Origin of the sequence: Cognatazoarcus halotolerans, assembly GCF_009800965.1 — a bacterium.
GTDB classification, from domain to species: Bacteria; Pseudomonadota; Gammaproteobacteria; order Burkholderiales; family Rhodocyclaceae; genus Cognatazoarcus; species Cognatazoarcus halotolerans.
On sequence record NZ_WUAF01000032.1, the window covers coordinates 1 to 15,921 of the forward strand.

A 15,921-nucleotide genomic window follows, 5' to 3' on the forward strand; every position below is an offset into this window, starting at 1 on the left:
GGCCAGTATCAAGACCAAGCGATTGTTGGCGGCAACATCCGATGAGTACCGCGCCGAGTTGCTCGGATTCGAGCCGGAAGACGAGGATGACGATTGATGACGTTCGCGTAGCTGCGGGAGCCCTGCTTCAGTCAGTCGCAGCATAGCCTCGTGTTCAAGATCATTCGAGGTGTTTCATGCGCGTCATAAAGGTTCAGGATGTCTGCGACAAAATTGCCGTCAGCCGGACAACCCTCTGGCGACTTTGCCAGACTGAAGATTTTCCAAAGCCAGTTCGGCTAGGCCCTGGCGGCCGTTCGATTGGCTTTTTTGCCCACGAGATCGACGCATGGCTTGAGACTCAGGCGGCGGAGCGTGAGCACGCCGGTTGTCTGGCTCGCCAGAGGGCGAAGTCATGAGCCGCATCCGCATTGACGACTCCGCCGAATACTGGTGGTCTCTGCCTTGCAGCCTGTTACGCGACTCCCGGTTGAGCTATGAAGCGCGAGGCGTGGCTTGCCATTTGCTGTCGCTGGGCCGCAACTGGCAGTTGCGCGCTGTCGCACTGCCGCGCGTGCTGCACGATCAGTCACGAGCGAAAGGCCATCTTGGCCGAGACCTTTGCCGCCGCATCCTGCGCGAACTTGAAGATGCCGGCTACCTGGCGCGGAGGAAATTCCAGGACGAGGAAGGGCTTTGGCGGTGGGAGTCCGTGTTGACACCCGTTTCGCAAAAGGTGCCACAGACATCCATGGCCGGCTTGGCCGGCGACGGAGAAACCGTGGACGGCACATCCGTCGCCGGTCAGGGCGGTGATATAGGTGTAGGTGAATACAAGGAAGAAGTAGTAGTTAAAAATATAAAACCACTACTACAGACAGGGGCTGTGGATAACTCTCAGAAAATTGGCGAGGCTTTCGCGCCCTTGGACTTGTCGCACCCTTCCCTTCTACCTTACCTGCGCGTCATTGGCGACGTAACCCGCCGCTTCGGGCCCTCGCTCTCAGCACAACAGATACAGCTTGTCGCCGACGAGCTGGCTGGCGTCCTGTCGGCAGCCGGTAGTGGCAAGCACGCGGGCATCCGCTCCGTGCGCTCATGGCTATTGGCCGTGATGAATAGCGCTGTCGCGGGAGAATTCATCGCCGAGTTCGCACCGAATATCGCCCGCTGGCGAAAGAACCGACAGGAGGCGATGGAGGCAGCGCAGTCGCGCGCTCCTGTACAACAGTCAGAAGCCGAGCGTCAAAAGACAAAGGCTGAACGCGCAAAGGCCATCGCCGATTTGAAAGCGATGTTCCACGGTGAACGAAATGATCGACGCGGATGAGATGGTTGCGCTGATCGAATCGTGCCGACGCGAGATACAAGCCATGCTTCCGGTCGATGAATTTGCCAGCTTGAGCAGCAAGACCAGGCAAGACTATCGCCAGCTTGGCCGCACGCTGCTACAGCGTGCTCGCTACGCCGAAGGTGGTGTGGCCGAAGTCATGACGGCCACCCAGCGTCCGACAACCTACTACAAACGCCTCGCAGCGCTTCGCTACTGCCTGTACGCCGATCTGGTCCGGCACCTGAAAAGCTTGCATTCTGCGCTCTCTGCTCGACCTGTGGACAGGTTGCAGGTAATGGCCATTCGGGCCCAATTGCAGCAACAGAGGGCGGTGTTGCACGAGTTCGATATAGCCCGGCAAAGCGGCCATCCCGGAGAGCGCCGCAAGCGTGTCAGCAAGCGGCAAGCCTTGCGCGGCCTCCCCGGCGACTGGCGCGAGCAACTGTATCAGCGCGCTGCAAAAGGCAAGTATGCCGATGCAATTCTGGTCGCCGCGCTGACCGGCTGCCGCCCGGAAGAACTGCGGCGCGGCGTGCTCATTCGCCGGGTGGACAATCCGCGCAGCGGCATGGGCGAGATCAGATTCGAGATCGATGGCGCCAAGGTCAAGGCGCATCAAGGTCAGCCGCACCGCTTGATCGCCTATGGCGCACACGATCCCCATCCATTGCTGGAGGCTCTGCGCATCCGGCTAGCGAGGCGGCGGGAATTGCTCGTTTACATTGACAGCCCGGTCAACTTCACCGTCGAAATCCGTCGGCTGGCACGTAGCCTCTGGCCGAAGCACAAGCACGCTATCACGGCTTACTGCCTGCGCCACCAATGGGCTGCCGACCTGAAACGGCACGCGGCTGCGGATTCAGTTAGCCAGGGGCTGGGACATGCCAGCGCCAAGACACGACGTCACTACGGCCAAGCCAATCAGGCCAGCAGTCGGCATGCCCTGCAACCCATCGTCATCGAGGCTGAGCGCCCTGTAAAGCCGACTGCCGCTAAGGTGCCGCGTCATCGAGCAGCCTCAAGCACGGAATCTACGCCCTGAAGAGAATCATGGCGAGGTGGGGCAAAATGCAGTACATTTGCGTGACATCACTGACGAGACGCTGCCATGTCACGCCTGAAGGACGAAACCCTCTCCATCCGCACCTCCGCTGAGATCAAGCAGCTTTTGCGCTTGGCTGCCGATCGCGAGCGCCGCTCGGTGGCGTCGATGATCGAAATCCTAGTTCTGGAGTATGCCCGCGCACACGACCTGCAACTCGAAAGCGCTCCGCCAAGCAAGGCCATAGACGTGCAATCGAAATGAACTCTCTCCACGACAACACCATCAGCCTCAATCAACTAGAGAGCCACCTCTGGGAGTCCGCCAACATCCTTCGCGGCCCGGTGGATGCGGCTGACTTCAAGACCTACATTTTTCCGCTGCTGTTTTTCAAGCGCATCTGCGATGTCTGGGACGAGGAGTACCAGGAGATCGTGGACGAGACCGGCGACGAGCAACTTGCTTGGTTTCCGGAGTCACACCGCTTCCAGATCCCGGAAGACTGCCACTGGAACGACGTGCGCACGAAGGCGAGCAATGTCGGTGCCGCCCTTCAGCGCGCGATGCGCGAGATCGAGAAGGCCAACCCGGATACGCTGTATGGCGTGTTTGGCGACGCCCAATGGTCGAACAAGGAGCGACTGCCAGACGCCTTGCTCAAGGACCTGATCGAGCACTTCTCGCAGTTGCCGCTTGGCAACCAGAACGTCGCATCCGATCTTTTGGGGGATGCCTACGAATACCTGATCAAGAAATTCGCCGATGCCACCAACAAGAAGGCCGGCGAGTTCTACACCCCGCGCAGCGTGGTGCGGCTGATGATCGACATGCTCGATCCCAAGGAAGCCGAGACCATTTATGACCCAGCCTGCGGTACTGGAGGTATGTTGCTGGCAGCCGTGCAGCACGTCAAAGAGATGCACGGCGACGTCAAGCGGCTGTGGGGCAAGCTGTATGGGCAAGAGAAGAACCTCACCACCTCGTCTATCGCGCGGATGAACCTTTTTCTCCACGGCATCGAGGACTTCCAGGTGGTGCGCGGTGACACGCTGCGCAACCCGGCCTTCTTTGATGGCGACAGGCTTGCTGCCTTCGACTGCGTCATTGCCAATCCGCCGTTCTCGCTCGAGAAGTGGGGCGAAGACCTGTGGCTGAATGATCCATTCGGCCGCAACTTTGCCGGTCTGCCGCCCTCATCCAGCGGTGACTTCGCTTGGGTGCAGCACATGGTGAAGTCCATGGCCGAAGTCAGCGGACGAATGGCGGTGGTGCTTCCTCAGGGTGCCCTGTTTCGCAAAGGGGCCGAAGGTGAAATTCGACAAAAGCTGCTGGAAATGGATCTGGTCGAGGCCGTGATCGGGTTGGCGCCCAACCTTTTCTACGGCACCGGCTTGGCCGCGTGCATCCTGGTCTTGCGCAAGCGCAAGTCAACCAAGCATAAGAAGAAGGTGCTGATCGCCGATGCGTCACGCCTATTCCGCCGGGGCCGCGCGCAGAACTATCTGGAACCCGAGCACGCCGCCGAGATCCTCGGCTGGTATCGCGGCTTTGCTGACGTGCAGGATGCAGTCCGCGTGGTCAGTCTCGACGAGATCAAGGCCGAAGACTGGACGCTGAACATCTCGCGCTACGTGCTGCCGCCGCTGCAAGAAGACATTCCGCCACTGCCTGAAGCCATCGAGGCCTTTAAGGACGCACTGACTCGCTGCCGTGAGGCAGAGGAACGGCTCGCGCAGGTCATGACTGAAGGGGGATGGCTGCAATGAGTTCGGACCACCCATTCAAAGACAACAAGATCTTTACTGAAGAACTGGCCAACGTTGCGCGCGCTCGACTGAAGGAAAAGTTTGCCCAGATGGAACAAGAGAAAGCTCGTAGCACCAAGCGCATCACCCAACAAGAACTGGAAAGCTACCTGTGGGGCGCCGCTGTGCTGCTGCGAGGCCTGATTGATGCCGGCGACTACAAACAGTTCATCTTTCCGCTGCTGTTCTACAAGCGCGTCTCTGATGTCTGGGACGAGGAGTGCCAAGCCGCGCTGGCCGATTCGGACGGCGACCTATCCTATGCCGAGTTTGCTGAAAACCATCGGTTTCAGATCCCCGAGGGGGCGCACTGGAACGATGTACGGCAAACACCGAAGAACGTCGGCGCGACCATCCAGAAGGCCATGCGCGCCATCGAGTCAGCCAACCCTGACATGCTCGATGGCATCTTTGGCGATGCCCCGTGGACCAACCGCGAGCGTCTGCCCGATGAAACACTGAAAAATCTGATCGAGCACTTCTCGACCCAGACGCTTTCGGTGGCCAACGTGCCTGAGGACGAACTCGGGAACGCTTATGAATATCTGATCAAGAAGTTCGCGGACGACTCAGGCCACACAGCCGCCGAGTTTTACACCAACCGCACCGTCGTTCACCTGATGACACAGCTTCTGGCGCCACAGACCGGCGAGTCGATCTACGACCCCACCTGCGGCACTGGCGGCATGCTCATTTCGGCGCTGGATGAGGTCAAGCGCTCGGGCGGCGAGTACCGCACGCTCAAGCTCTACGGGCAGGAGCGCAACCTGATTACCTCATCCATCGCCCGCATGAACCTGTTCCTGCATGGCGTGGAGGACTTCGAAATCATCCGGGGTGACACCCTGGCCGAACCCAAGCACATCGAAGGCGACCGCCTGCGCCAGTTCGATGTGATCCTGGCCAACCCGCCGTACTCCATCAAGCAGTGGAACCGGGAGGCATGGAGCAGTGACAAGTGGGGCCGCAACTCCCTGGGCACGCCGCCGCAAGGCCGCGCCGATTACGCCTTCCAGCAGCACATCCTGACTAGCCTCACCGCCAAGGGGCGCTGCGCCGTGCTCTGGCCCCACGGTGTGCTGTTCCGTAACGAAGAACAGGCCATGCGCGCCAAGATGGTCGAACAGGACTGGGTCGAGGCCGTCATCGGCCTGGGCCCTAACCTGTTCTACAACTCCCCGATGGAGTCGTGCATCGTCATCTGCAACCGCAAGAAGGTCGCCGCTCGCAAGGGCAAGGTGATCTTTATCGACGCGGTGAACGAGGTCACCCGGGAACGGGCGCAGAGTTTTCTCAAGCCCGAGCACCAGCAGCGCATCCTGACCGCCTACCAGACCTTTGCCGATGTGCCCGGTTTCGCCAAGGTCGCCACTCTGGCCGAAATCGGCGCCAATGCCGGCAACCTGTCGATTCCGCTGTACGTGAAGCGCATTGCCGCAGCCATCGCCACCGACAGCAATGGTGACGCAGTATCGCTGCGCTCGGCCTGGGACCAATGGCAAACCGATGGCCGCGCGTTCTGGCAACAGATGGATGCGCTGGTCGAAACGCTCGATGGCCTCGTCGCTCAGGAGGCAGCCGATGCGTAGCGCTACCGATCTACTGGATGAACTCAATGCGGTGGACGAGTCCGCCCGCATCGAAGCCAAGCGTGCCAGCGACACGGGTAAGTCGGTGATGGAAACGGTCATCGCCTTTGCCAACGAGCCCGGCCTGGATGGCGGCTACCTGCTACTGGGCGTGGACTGGGCGATCAACGACAAGGGCGATACCGTGTACCGGCCGGTGGGGTTGCCCGATCCGGACAAGGTGCAGCGTGATCTCGCCAGCCAGTGTGCCAGCATGCTCAACGTCGCTCTGCGGCCGGAGATGCAGTTGGAGCAGGTGGGTGGCAAGACGCTGCTGGTGGTTTATGTGCCCGAGGCTGACGTCACTCACAAACCCGTCTACAAAAAAGCCACGGGCCTACCAGGCGGCGCTTACCGCCGCATCGGCTCAAGCGACCAGCGCTGCGTCGATGAAGACCTCTGGGTGTTGCGCGGTGAAAGCCAGCCCTTGCATGGCCCTGATTCGAGCATTCTTTCTGATGCCCGTGCCGACGATTTTGACCCGACCGCCATTGCCGCGTATCGGCGTGAACGTGCCCGCATCAACCCCCAGGCGGAAGAGCTGGACTATGGCGACGAAGACATGCTCGAAGCCCTGGGGGCACTGAGGCGTGTGGATGGTGCCTTGCAACCCACATTGGCTGGCATCGTTTTGTTCGGTAAACCGCTAGCCTTGCGCAGGCTACTGCCCATGGTGCGTATTGACTACATACGTGTGCCGGGTAACGAATGGGTCGAAGATCCAGAAAATCGCTTCCAATCCATCGACATCCGCAAGCCCCTGATACTGGCATTGCCGCTCGCCGAAGCCAGCATTATTGATGAGCTGCCTAAAGGCTTTCGCCTGCCAGAGGGCCAGCTACAGAGCGTGCAAGAGCCCATTCTGCCGCGCAAGGTGATCCGCGAAGCCTTGGCCAATGCCGCCATGCACCGCAACTACACCCTACACAGCCCAACGCAGATCATTCGCTACAGCAACCGCATCGAAATTCGTAACGTCGGCTACTCCCTCAAGGAGCCAGCGCAGCTGGGCTTGCCAGGTTCACGTCTGCGCAACCCAGCCATTGCAGCAGTGCTGCATGATCTGCATCTGGCCGAAGCCAAGGGTACGGGGATTCGTGCCATGCGTCGCCTGGCTGCAGATGCAGGCTTGCCGCTGCCAGAGTTCCACTCAGACCGGCAGGCCAATGAATTTAAGCTCACTCTGTTTCTGCACAACCTGCTCACCGAAGAAGACCACACCTGGCTGCGCAATTATGCGGGCAGCACACTGGGCCCCGACGAAGCCAAGGTGCTGATCTATGTGCGGGCAACCGGCGCGGTGGATAACACCGCCTGCCGCGACTTCTGTGGCTCGGATACCCTGGCCGCCAGCATGGTACTGCGCCGGCTGCGCGACCGGGGCCTGCTTGAGAAGCAGGGTGCAGGCAGTCGCACCTATTACACCCTGGCCGGTAATGAGCCTCGTCCGACTCCAGAGAGCGCACAGTCAGAGCTGCCGTTGGATGTCCCAGCAGACACCCCTCCTGTTGGCCAGCCTCAGCCTGCAGAGGCGGTAGCGGGCCAGCAAGCATGCAACTCTCAGCTTGCAACCTTGCCGCCTGAGCTTGCAACCTTACTTGCAACCCTGCAGGGCCGAATCAGCGGCGAAGCTTTGCGTGACGGCATCCGCCGCCTTTGCCAGTGGGCGCCCCAGAGCGGTGATCAACTTGCAACCTTGCTGGGAAAAGACCGCGACTACCTGCGCAACAAACACCTAATACCCATGGTGCGTGACGGCCAATTACGTTTCCGCTACCCGGAAAGCGCCAAACATCCACACCAAGCGTATGTTGCCCCAGAGGACAAGCGTAATGATTGAAAGGGATTTGAAGCCTGGTTGGAAAGTCTGGCGTTTCGAGCAGATGGCGACGAACGTCAATGTCCGCATCGACAACCCATCCGAGTCCGGAATGGACCACTACGTTGGTCTGGAACATCTGGATGCCGACTCCCTCAAGATACGTCGCTGGGGCACACCGGATGATGTGGAAGCCACCAAGCTGATGTTCAAGAAGGGCGACATCATTTTTGGGCGCCGCAGGGCTTACCAGCGGAAGCTCGGTGTCGCCGAGTTCGATGGCATCTGTTCGGCCCATGCGATGGTGTTGCGACCTAAGCCTGACGTTGTACTACCTGAATTCCTGCCATTCTTCATGCAGAGTGACCTGTTCATGAGTCGGGCAGTGGAAATATCGGTTGGTTCACTGTCGCCCACAATCAACTGGAAAACGATGGCGGTACAGGAATTTTCGCTGCCCCCTCTATCCCAACAATCAAAAGTCACCGAATTATTTCTGGCTATCGATGCTGCTGTTGAAGAGCATCGTTTATTGATTGCTTCAATCGAAGCTGCTCAGAAGGCAATGTTGATTGATGGCCTAGGAAAGGGCTGGAAAACGAAGAGAATCTCGGAAATCGGAAATGTGATCACCGGGAAAACACCACCTACCGGCAATCCGGATTGTTGGGGAAGCGAAATTCCATTCGCGACGCCGGCTGACCTGGCATTTGATACTGGTCACTTGGCGTGTGTCGAAAGAAGCATTAGCAAGATTGGCTCATCATATTCAAGAGTAGCTCCTGCGGGGGCAACTTTGGTTGTTTGCATTGGCTCTACGATTGGGAAGGTCGCACAGACAATAGGCAGCACTGCGTTCAATCAACAAATAAATGCAATTGTCTGTCACTCAGTTGATCCCGATTATTTCTATGCAGTAAGCACGACGATTGGCTCTGAGCTGAGCAAGCGCTCTGGAACGACCGCAGTACCGATCATTAATAAAGGGGAGTTTGAGAAGATCGAAATTCCCATTCCACCCTATGAGTCACAAGTTGAAATTGCGGGGAGATTTAATGAGTTCACCGAATCGAAAAAAGCTTCCAAAGTACGACTCAATGACCTTCTCAGTCTAAGAGCAAAAGCTATCCAAGGTTTCGCCGGAGGTGAATAATGTTTAATGAGGCCAATACCGTCGAAGCCTACGTCCGCGATTTGCTCGCCGGTCCGATGAAGGCTATCCCGGCAAACACCGTCAAGGAACCTCAAGCTAGCTACGGCCCCAGCCCCAAGGGCATCGGCTGGCGCTACGCCGCCCCGGCTGAGGTGCCGCGCCAGATTCAGGAAGTGCTGGTCGAACCCTGGCTGCGCGATGCACTGATCCGCCTAAACCCCGAGATTGCCGCCCAGCCCGACCGCGCCGACGAGGTGCTCTACAAGCTGCGCGCCATCGTGCTGTCGGTGCGCTCGGATGGTCTGATCCGCGCCAACGAGGAAATGACCGCCTGGATGCGTGGTGAGCGCTCGATGCCCTTCGGCGAAAACAACCAGCATGTGCCGGTGCGACTGATCGACCTGGATGACTTGTCGCAGAACCAGTACATCGTCACCCAGCAGTACACCTACCGAGCTGGCCCCACCGAGCGCCGCGCCGATCTGGTGCTGCTGGTCAACGGTCTGCCGCTGGTGCTGATCGAAGCCAAGACACCGGTCAAGAAGTGCATCAGCTGGGTGGATGGCGCGGTCCAGGTGCACGACGACTACGAGAAGTTCGTTCCCGAGCTCTTTGTCTGCAACGTATTCTCAGTGGCCACCGAGGGCAAAGCGTACCGCTATGGCTCCATCGGGCTACCAGTCAAGGACTGGGGCCCTTGGCATCTGGATGGTGATGGCGAGGATAGTCAGCACCATCCGCTGAAATCGCTCAAGCTGTCGGCCGAGAGCATGCTGCGCCCGCATGTGGTGCTGGATATTCTGGGTAGTTTCACCCTGTTCGCTACCAACAAGAAAAAGCAGCGCATCAAGATCATCTGCCGCTACCAGCAGTTTGAAGCGGCCAACAAGATCGTCGAACGTGTGCTGGCGGGTTACCCCAGGAAAGGGCTGATCTGGCACTTCCAGGGTTCGGGCAAGTCACTGCTGATGGTGTTTGCCGCGCAGAAGCTGCGCATGCATGCCGGCTTGAAGAACCCCACCGTGCTGATCGTGGTGGACCGGATCGATCTCGATAGCCAGATCACGGGCACCTTCACCGGGGCGGACATCCCCAATCTGGAAAAGGCAGATACCCGCGACAAACTGCAGCAGTTGCTGGCGCAGGATGTGCGCAAGATCATCATCACCACGATCTTCAAGTTTGGCGAGGGCCCCAATTCAACAAAAGGGGGCAGCCTGAACGACCGCAGCAACATCATTGCCCTGGTGGACGAAGCCCACCGCACGCAAGAAGGCGACCTGGGCCGCAAGATGCGCGAGGCCCTACCCAACGCGTTTCTGTTCGGCCTGACCGGTACGCCGATCAACCGCGCCGACCGCAACACCTTCTACGCCTTCGGTGCCGACGAAGACGAGAAGGGCTACATGAGCCGGTACGGCTTCGAGGAGTCAATCCGCGACGGTGCCACACTGAAACTGCACTTCGAACCGCGCTTGATCGATCTGCACATCGACAAGGCCGCGCTGGACGCCGCCTACAAAGACCTGACCGGCGGCCTCTCGGATCTGGACAAGGACAACCTCGCCAAGACCGCCGCCAAGATGGCCGTGCTGGTGAAGACGCCCGAGCGCATCCGCAAGGTCTGTGAGGACATCGTCGAGCACTTCCAGACCAAGGTGGAGCCCAACGGCTTCAAGGGCCAGATCGTCACCTTCGACCGCGAGTCCTGCCTGCTATTCAAGGCCGAGCTGGACAAGCTGCTGCCGCCCGAGGCTACAGACATCGTGATGTCGGTGCAGGCGGCGGACAAGAAGGAACATCCAGAGTACGTGCCCTACGACCGGAGCCGCGACGAAGAAGAGCGACTGCTGGATCGCTTCCGCGACCCGGCCGACCCGCTGAAGCTGATCATCGTCACGGCCAAACTGCTGACGGGCTTCGACGCGCCCATCCTGCAGGCCATGTACCTGGACAAGCCGCTGCGCGACCATACGCTGCTGCAGGCCATCTGCCGGGTGAACCGCACTTACTCCGAGCAGAAGACCCACGGCTTGATCGTGGATTACCTCGGCATCTTCGACGATGTGGCGGCAGCGCTGGAGTTCGACGATCAGAGCGTCAAGCAGGTGGTCAGCAACATCCAGGAGTTGAAGGACAAACTGCCTGAGGCGATGCAGAAATGCCTGGCGTTCTTCGCCGGCTGCGACCGTAGCGTGCAAGGCTACGAGGGCCTGATCGCCGCGCAGCAGTGTCTGCCCAATAACGAGGTGCGAGACAACTTTGCCGCCGAGTACAGCGTGCTCAACAAGATCTGGGAGGCGCTTTCACCGGACACTGTTCTGGGCCCCTTCGAGAAGGACTACAAGTGGTTGTCCCAGGTGTACCAGTCGGTGCAGCCGTCCAGTGGTCACGGCAAGCTGATCTGGCATTCGCTGGGCGCAAAGACCATCGAGCTGATCCACCAGAACGTGCATGTCGACGCGGTGCGGGATGACCTCGACACCTTGGTGCTGGACGCTGATCTGCTGGAAGCCGTGCTCTCGAACCCCGACCCGAAGAAGGCCAAGGAGATCGAGATCAAGCTCAAGCGCCGGCTCCGCGGGCATGGCGGCAACCCCAAGTTCAAGAAGCTGTCGGAGCGGCTCGATGCGCTAAAGGACCGCTTCGAATCCGGGCAGATCAACAGCGTCGAGTTTCTGAAGCAGTTGCTGGAGATCGCCAAGGAGACGCTGCAAGCCGAGAAGGATGTCCCGCCCGAAGAGGACGAGGATCGCGGCAAGGCGGCGCTCACTGAACTGTTCAATGAGGTCAAGACGGCCGAGACGCCCATCATGGTCGAACGCGTTGTGGCGGACATCGACGAGATTGTGCGTTTGGTCCGCTTCCCGGGCTGGCAAGGTACGCAGGCCGGCGAGCGTGAGGTCAAGAAAGCGCTCAGGAAAGCGCTGTTCAAGTACAAGCTGCATGCGGATGAAGAGCTGTTCGAGAAGGCCTACAGCTACATCCGGCAGTATTACTGAGGGAATGAACATGAGCGTCAACGCAAGCCCCCCCTGGCCTTACCCCGGCGCACGCTGGTGGAAGTTCGACTTCCATACCCACACCCCGGCTTCCAAGGATACCGGGGCATGGCAGGTAGCCATCGGCACGCCGAATGAGTTAACGCCGCAGACATGGCTGCTCAAGTACATGGCCGCCGAAATCGACTGCGTGGCGGTCACCGACCACAACACGGGCGAGTGGATCGACAGGCTCAAGGCGGCCTATGCGGAAATGAAGCGCGAGGCCGACGCGGGCACGCCGCCGGGCGGCTTCCGTGAGTTGCACCTGTTCCCCGGTGTGGAAATCTCGGTGCAGAGTGGCATCCATATGCTGGCGATCTTTGACCCGTCCGCTAACAGTCAAACCATCAGCGATCTGCTGGCGCAGGTGGATTACCAAGGCACGCGTGGCGACAGCGATGGCGTTACCCGTCTCGGTGCCGCCCAGGTGGTGGAGCGCATTCTGGCGGCGGGCGGCCTGGCCATTCCGGCACACGTCGAAGGCGACAAGGGGTTGTTGCGGGTCGAGTCAGGTACGCGTAGATGCGTGATGGATGCCAATACGGTTAAGGCGGTCTTGCAGGAGCCCGGCATCCTGGCGCTGGAGTGGATCGCCTCCAACAGCCCCGTGCCGATGGTGCTGGATGAACTGAAACTGCGCTTTGCCAGCGTGAAGGGCAGCGATTGCCACAGCTTCCAAGGTACGGCTATTCCCGGTTCGCGCTACACCTGGATCAAGATGGCCCGGCCCAGTCTGGAAGGCTTGCGCCTTGCCTTGCTGGATGGGCAGGAAGTGTCGGTCAAGCGCAGCGATGAGAGCAACGGCTTTGCGCCGTTCAATACGCCCGAGCATTTCATTGAGTCGATTGAAATCCGCGACGCTCGCTACATGGGGCGCGGCAGAACGCCTACGAGCTTGCCGCTCAACCCCTACTTCAATGCGTTGATCGGTGGACGTGGCACAGGTAAATCGACCACCGTGCATGCCCTGCGTCTGGCTTATCGCCGTGAGAAGGAGCTGTCGCTCAGCTCGGAAGCCGGGCAGACCTTCAAGCGCTTCAACCAGGTCGCCAGGAGCCGCAATGACGAAGGCGGCCTGCGGACAGATACGGCCATCTGCGTGCAAGTGCAGCGCGATGGCATACCCTATCGCCTGATCTGGCGGCAGGATGGCCAGGGCCACGCGGTGGAGGAATGGGACGCCGCTACGGGCAGTTTCAAGCCTTCGGCCAGTCAGGCCATCACCGAGCAACGCTTCCCGGTGCGCTTGTTCAGCCAGGGGCAGATCGCCGCGCTGGCCGGTGACAGCCAACAGGCGCTGCTCAAGGTGATTGACGATGCGGCGGGCACGCAATCGCAGCAAGCCGCTTTCGAGGAAGCTAAGCGTGCCTTCCTGGCCGCACGGGCGCAAATGCGCGAGCTGGATGGCAAGCTGCAAGGGCGTGAAGCGTTGACGCTGACCCTGCAAGATATTCAGCGCAAGCTGGCCCGCTTCGAGGGCGCCGATCATGCCGCCCTGCTGAAAAACTATCAGCGCACCAACCGGCAAAGCCGCGAGCTGGAACGCCAGTTCGACGCCTCCGCCGAACTGGCAACCCGCTTGAAAGCGCTTGCCGACGATCTGTTGGCGGAAGACTTGCCGGAAGGCTTGTTCGATACCGCCGAGGACGGCCCGGCACTGGGCATTGTCCAGGCGCTGCACGCCGCCATCGCCAAGGCGCAGCAGGACGTCGAGCGCGCGGCAAACGTGCTGCAGGAGCGAGGGCAAGTCCTGAGAGGTGAACTAGAGGCTTCGCCCTGGTTTGCGCGGATCGACGCGGCCAAGATGGCTTACGAGCAGCTCAAGGCCGACTTGCAGCAACAAGGCGTCAGCGACCCCAGCGAGTACGGTCGTCTGGTGCAAGAAAAGCAGCGCCTGGAAATCGAGCTGAAGAAGCTGGAAGCCTTGCAGAAGCAGCACACCGAGTTGCGCGAGAAGGCCAAGTCGTTGCTGGAACAGGTGCAATCCGCCCGCTGCGCAATCAGCGCCCAACGAAGCGCATTTCTGCAGGCAACGCTGCAAGGCAATCCCTTTGTGCGCATCGAGCTGATCCCGTACAGCCGGGATGCGCAGAGCATCGAGCGCTCCTTGCGGGAGGTGCTTGGGGCCGCGGAAGGCAGGTACGTGGACGACCTGTATCAGGAGCAAGAGGGGGCATCCCCCAAAGGGCTTGTGGCCGATCTGCTGGGCACGGTTGATCTGGTCGAGCAGCCGGGCGTATGGGACACGGCGGCCTTCGAGCAGGCGCTATTGACGCAGAAGAAACGCCTGTCGCAAGCCGGTCGCGGGCAGGCGGAGTTTGGCGGCTGGTTCAATAAATTCCTGAAGGCGGAAGCCGACAAGCGCCCGGAGTTCATCGATCACATTTTGTGCTGGTTCCCCGAAGATGGTTTGCAGGTGGAATACAGCCGCAAGGGTGACGGGCGGGACTTTCAGTCCATTGGCCAGGCTTCCGCCGGGCAGCGCGCGGCGGCCATGCTGGCCTTCCTGCTGGCGCACGGCAACGAGCCACTGGTGCTCGACCAGCCAGAAGATGACCTGGATAACCACCTGATCTACGGATTGGTCGTGCAACAAATCCGCAGCAACAAGCTGCGCCGTCAGCTCATCATCGTGACCCACAACCCCAACATCGTGGTCAATGGCGATGCGGAGTTGATCCACGTACTGGACTTCAATCACCAGTGCCATGTGAAGCAAACCGGCTCTTTGCAGGATCAGGCCATGCGCCGCGAAGTCTGCCAAGTGATGGAAGGCGGCGAAGAAGCGTTCGAACGGCGTTACCAACGCCTGGGAAGAGAGGTTTGACATGTTCGACAACATCGCGGACTTGATCGACAAGATTCGCCTGGGAGAGGACTCCTATCTGGAGCTGAAGGAAGTCCGCTTTGCCGGTCAAAAGGTGTCAGCCCCCCATAAAGATTCGCTGGCCGATGAGCTGGCCGCTTTCGCCAACAGCCGGGGTGGTGTGTGCGTGCTCGGCGTGGACGACACCCGTGAAGTGCTCGGTATCCCGCTGGAGCGCTTGGACCTGGTGGAGGATTTCGTCCGGCAGATTTGCCTGGACAGCATCACCCCGCCGCTCGCGCCGGTGATCGAGCGTCTGAGCCTGCCCAGCACGTCAGGCGAGCCCTTGCCAGTATTGAAAGTCGATATCGCAAGCAGCCTGTTCGTGCATAAAAGCCCCGGCGGCTATTTGCACCGCGTGGGCAGCGCCAAGCGCGAGATGGCGTCGGACTATCTGGCGCGTCTCTTCCAACAACGCAGCCAGGCCCGCATCATCCGCTTCGACGAGCAGCCGGTGCCTGGCGCCACGCTCGATGACCTTGCAGATGACCTCTGGCAACGTTTTGCCAGTCCTCGCGTGCAAGATACGCGCGAAGTGCTTCTAGACAAACTGGCCATGGCGCGCACCGATGCCGACGGCGCACTTCGGCCGACCATCGCCGGCGTACTGATGGCCAGTGCTGATCCTCGCCGCTGGTTGCCGAATGCCTTCATTCAGGCGGTGGCCTACCGTGGCACCGAGGTGCTGCCGCAAGGCGACACGGCCTATCAGCTCGACGCCCAGGACATCACCGGGCCGCTGGATGCCCAGGTGCTGGCGGCTTGCCACTTCGTCCGCAAGAACATGCAGGTCTATGCCACCAAGGATGAGGGCAGGCACGATCTGCCGCAGTACGACATGACCGCCGTCTTCGAGGCCCTGGTCAATGCCGTTGCACACCGGGATTACTCGATCCATGGCGCCAAAATCCGCCTGCGGATGTTTGCGGACCGGCTGGAGCTGTATTCGCCAGGCGCCATCCCCAACACCATGACGGTGGAGAGCCTTCCCTACCGCCAGGCCGCGCGAAACGAAGCCATCACAAGCCTGCTGGCCAAATGTTCCGTGCCCGAGGCGGATAAAGCGATCACAGGCCGCAGCGCCATGATGGACAAGCGTGGTGAAGGGGTTCAGATCATTCTGGATCAAAGTGAACGGCTGTCCGGCAAGCGGCCGGTTTACAGGCTAGTGGATGACTCCGAGCTGTTGTTGATCATCCCCGCTGCCGAGCCTCCCGCAGCAGTTGAGTGAGATTGAGAGGATAAGGAAGCA

The 15,921-nt window shown here is 60.1% G+C and carries 11 protein-coding genes; all 11 read left to right on the forward strand.

Translation table 11 applies throughout. The features are described 5' to 3' along the window. Positions 1–176 precede the first annotated feature (176 nt). The 11 genes from GQB03_RS23590 to GQB03_RS21880 all read left to right on the forward strand — a co-directional run bounded on the left by GQB03_RS23590 (position 177) and on the right by GQB03_RS21880 (position 15,900). The gene (locus GQB03_RS23590; RefSeq protein ID WP_079384644.1) at positions 177–398 is read left to right on the forward strand and encodes an AlpA family phage regulatory protein; all 222 of its coding nucleotides are present in this window, start codon (positions 177–179) and stop codon (positions 396–398) included. Beyond that, positions 395–1,309 (forward strand): hypothetical protein, encoded by a 915-nt coding sequence (locus GQB03_RS21835; RefSeq protein WP_159693787.1) that lies wholly within the window; start codon positions 395–397, stop codon positions 1,307–1,309. Before GQB03_RS23590 ends, GQB03_RS21835 begins: the two co-directional genes overlap by 4 nt. After that, positions 1,293–2,354, forward strand: a complete 1,062-nt coding sequence (locus GQB03_RS21840; protein WP_159693789.1) for a site-specific integrase — start codon at positions 1,293–1,295, stop codon at positions 2,352–2,354. Before GQB03_RS21835 ends, GQB03_RS21840 begins: the two co-directional genes overlap by 17 nt. Before the next feature lie 66 nt (positions 2,355–2,420). Further along, complete coding sequence (locus GQB03_RS21845) at positions 2,421–2,618, forward strand: hypothetical protein (protein WP_159693791.1); 198 nt, start codon at positions 2,421–2,423, stop codon at positions 2,616–2,618. Next, a complete protein-coding gene (locus GQB03_RS21850; RefSeq protein ID WP_159693802.1) occupies positions 2,615–4,120 on the forward strand; it encodes a type I restriction-modification system subunit M in 1,506 nt (501 codons plus the stop codon). The genes GQB03_RS21845 and GQB03_RS21850 overlap by 4 nt, the downstream gene beginning before the upstream one ends. After that, positions 4,117–5,748, forward strand: coding sequence for a type I restriction-modification system subunit M (locus tag GQB03_RS21855; RefSeq protein WP_235027177.1), 1,632 nt, complete (start codon positions 4,117–4,119; stop codon positions 5,746–5,748). The genes GQB03_RS21850 and GQB03_RS21855 overlap by 4 nt, the downstream gene beginning before the upstream one ends. Continuing rightward, positions 5,741–7,627, forward strand: a complete 1,887-nt coding sequence (locus tag GQB03_RS21860) for an ATP-binding protein (RefSeq protein WP_159693804.1) — start codon at positions 5,741–5,743, stop codon at positions 7,625–7,627. Before GQB03_RS21855 ends, GQB03_RS21860 begins: the two co-directional genes overlap by 8 nt. Continuing rightward, complete coding sequence (locus GQB03_RS21865) at positions 7,620–8,759, forward strand: restriction endonuclease subunit S (protein ID WP_159693806.1); 1,140 nt, start codon at positions 7,620–7,622, stop codon at positions 8,757–8,759. Before GQB03_RS21860 ends, GQB03_RS21865 begins: the two co-directional genes overlap by 8 nt. After that, positions 8,759–11,761 (forward strand): type I restriction endonuclease subunit R, encoded by a 3,003-nt coding sequence (locus GQB03_RS21870; RefSeq protein WP_159693808.1) that lies wholly within the window; start codon positions 8,759–8,761, stop codon positions 11,759–11,761. The genes GQB03_RS21865 and GQB03_RS21870 overlap by 1 nt, the downstream gene beginning before the upstream one ends. 10 nt (positions 11,762–11,771) lie before the next feature. After that, a complete protein-coding gene (locus GQB03_RS21875; protein WP_159693810.1) occupies positions 11,772–14,630 on the forward strand; it encodes a TrlF family AAA-like ATPase in 2,859 nt (952 codons plus the stop codon). A 1-nt stretch (position 14,631) separates the two neighbouring features. Further along, on the forward strand, positions 14,632–15,900 hold the full coding sequence (locus GQB03_RS21880; RefSeq protein ID WP_159693812.1) for an ATP-binding protein: 1,269 nt from the start codon (positions 14,632–14,634) through the stop codon (positions 15,898–15,900). The last annotated feature ends 21 nt before the right edge of the window (positions 15,901–15,921 follow it).

Bases quoted from the DNA above. Each gene is read 5' to 3' on its own strand.
- GQB03_RS23590 (WP_079384644.1), top strand. From the start codon at position 177: ATGCGCGTCATAAAGGTTCAGGATGTCTGCGACAAAATTGCCGTCAGC.
- GQB03_RS21840 (WP_159693789.1), top strand. From the start codon at position 1,293: ATGATCGACGCGGATGAGATGGTTGCGCTGATCGAATCGTGCCGACGC.
- GQB03_RS21860 (WP_159693804.1), top strand. From the start codon at position 5,741: ATGCGTAGCGCTACCGATCTACTGGATGAACTCAATGCGGTGGACGAG.
- GQB03_RS21870 (WP_159693808.1), top strand. From the start codon at position 8,759: ATGTTTAATGAGGCCAATACCGTCGAAGCCTACGTCCGCGATTTGCTC.
- GQB03_RS21875 (WP_159693810.1), top strand. From the start codon at position 11,772: ATGAGCGTCAACGCAAGCCCCCCCTGGCCTTACCCCGGCGCACGCTGG.
- GQB03_RS21865 (WP_159693806.1), top strand. From the start codon at position 7,620: ATGATTGAAAGGGATTTGAAGCCTGGTTGGAAAGTCTGGCGTTTCGAG.
- GQB03_RS21850 (WP_159693802.1), top strand. From the start codon at position 2,615: ATGAACTCTCTCCACGACAACACCATCAGCCTCAATCAACTAGAGAGC.
- GQB03_RS21880 (WP_159693812.1), top strand. From the start codon at position 14,632: ATGTTCGACAACATCGCGGACTTGATCGACAAGATTCGCCTGGGAGAG.
- GQB03_RS21855 (WP_235027177.1), top strand. From the start codon at position 4,117: ATGAGTTCGGACCACCCATTCAAAGACAACAAGATCTTTACTGAAGAA.
- GQB03_RS21835 (WP_159693787.1), top strand. From the start codon at position 395: ATGAGCCGCATCCGCATTGACGACTCCGCCGAATACTGGTGGTCTCTG.
- GQB03_RS21845 (WP_159693791.1), top strand. From the start codon at position 2,421: ATGTCACGCCTGAAGGACGAAACCCTCTCCATCCGCACCTCCGCTGAG.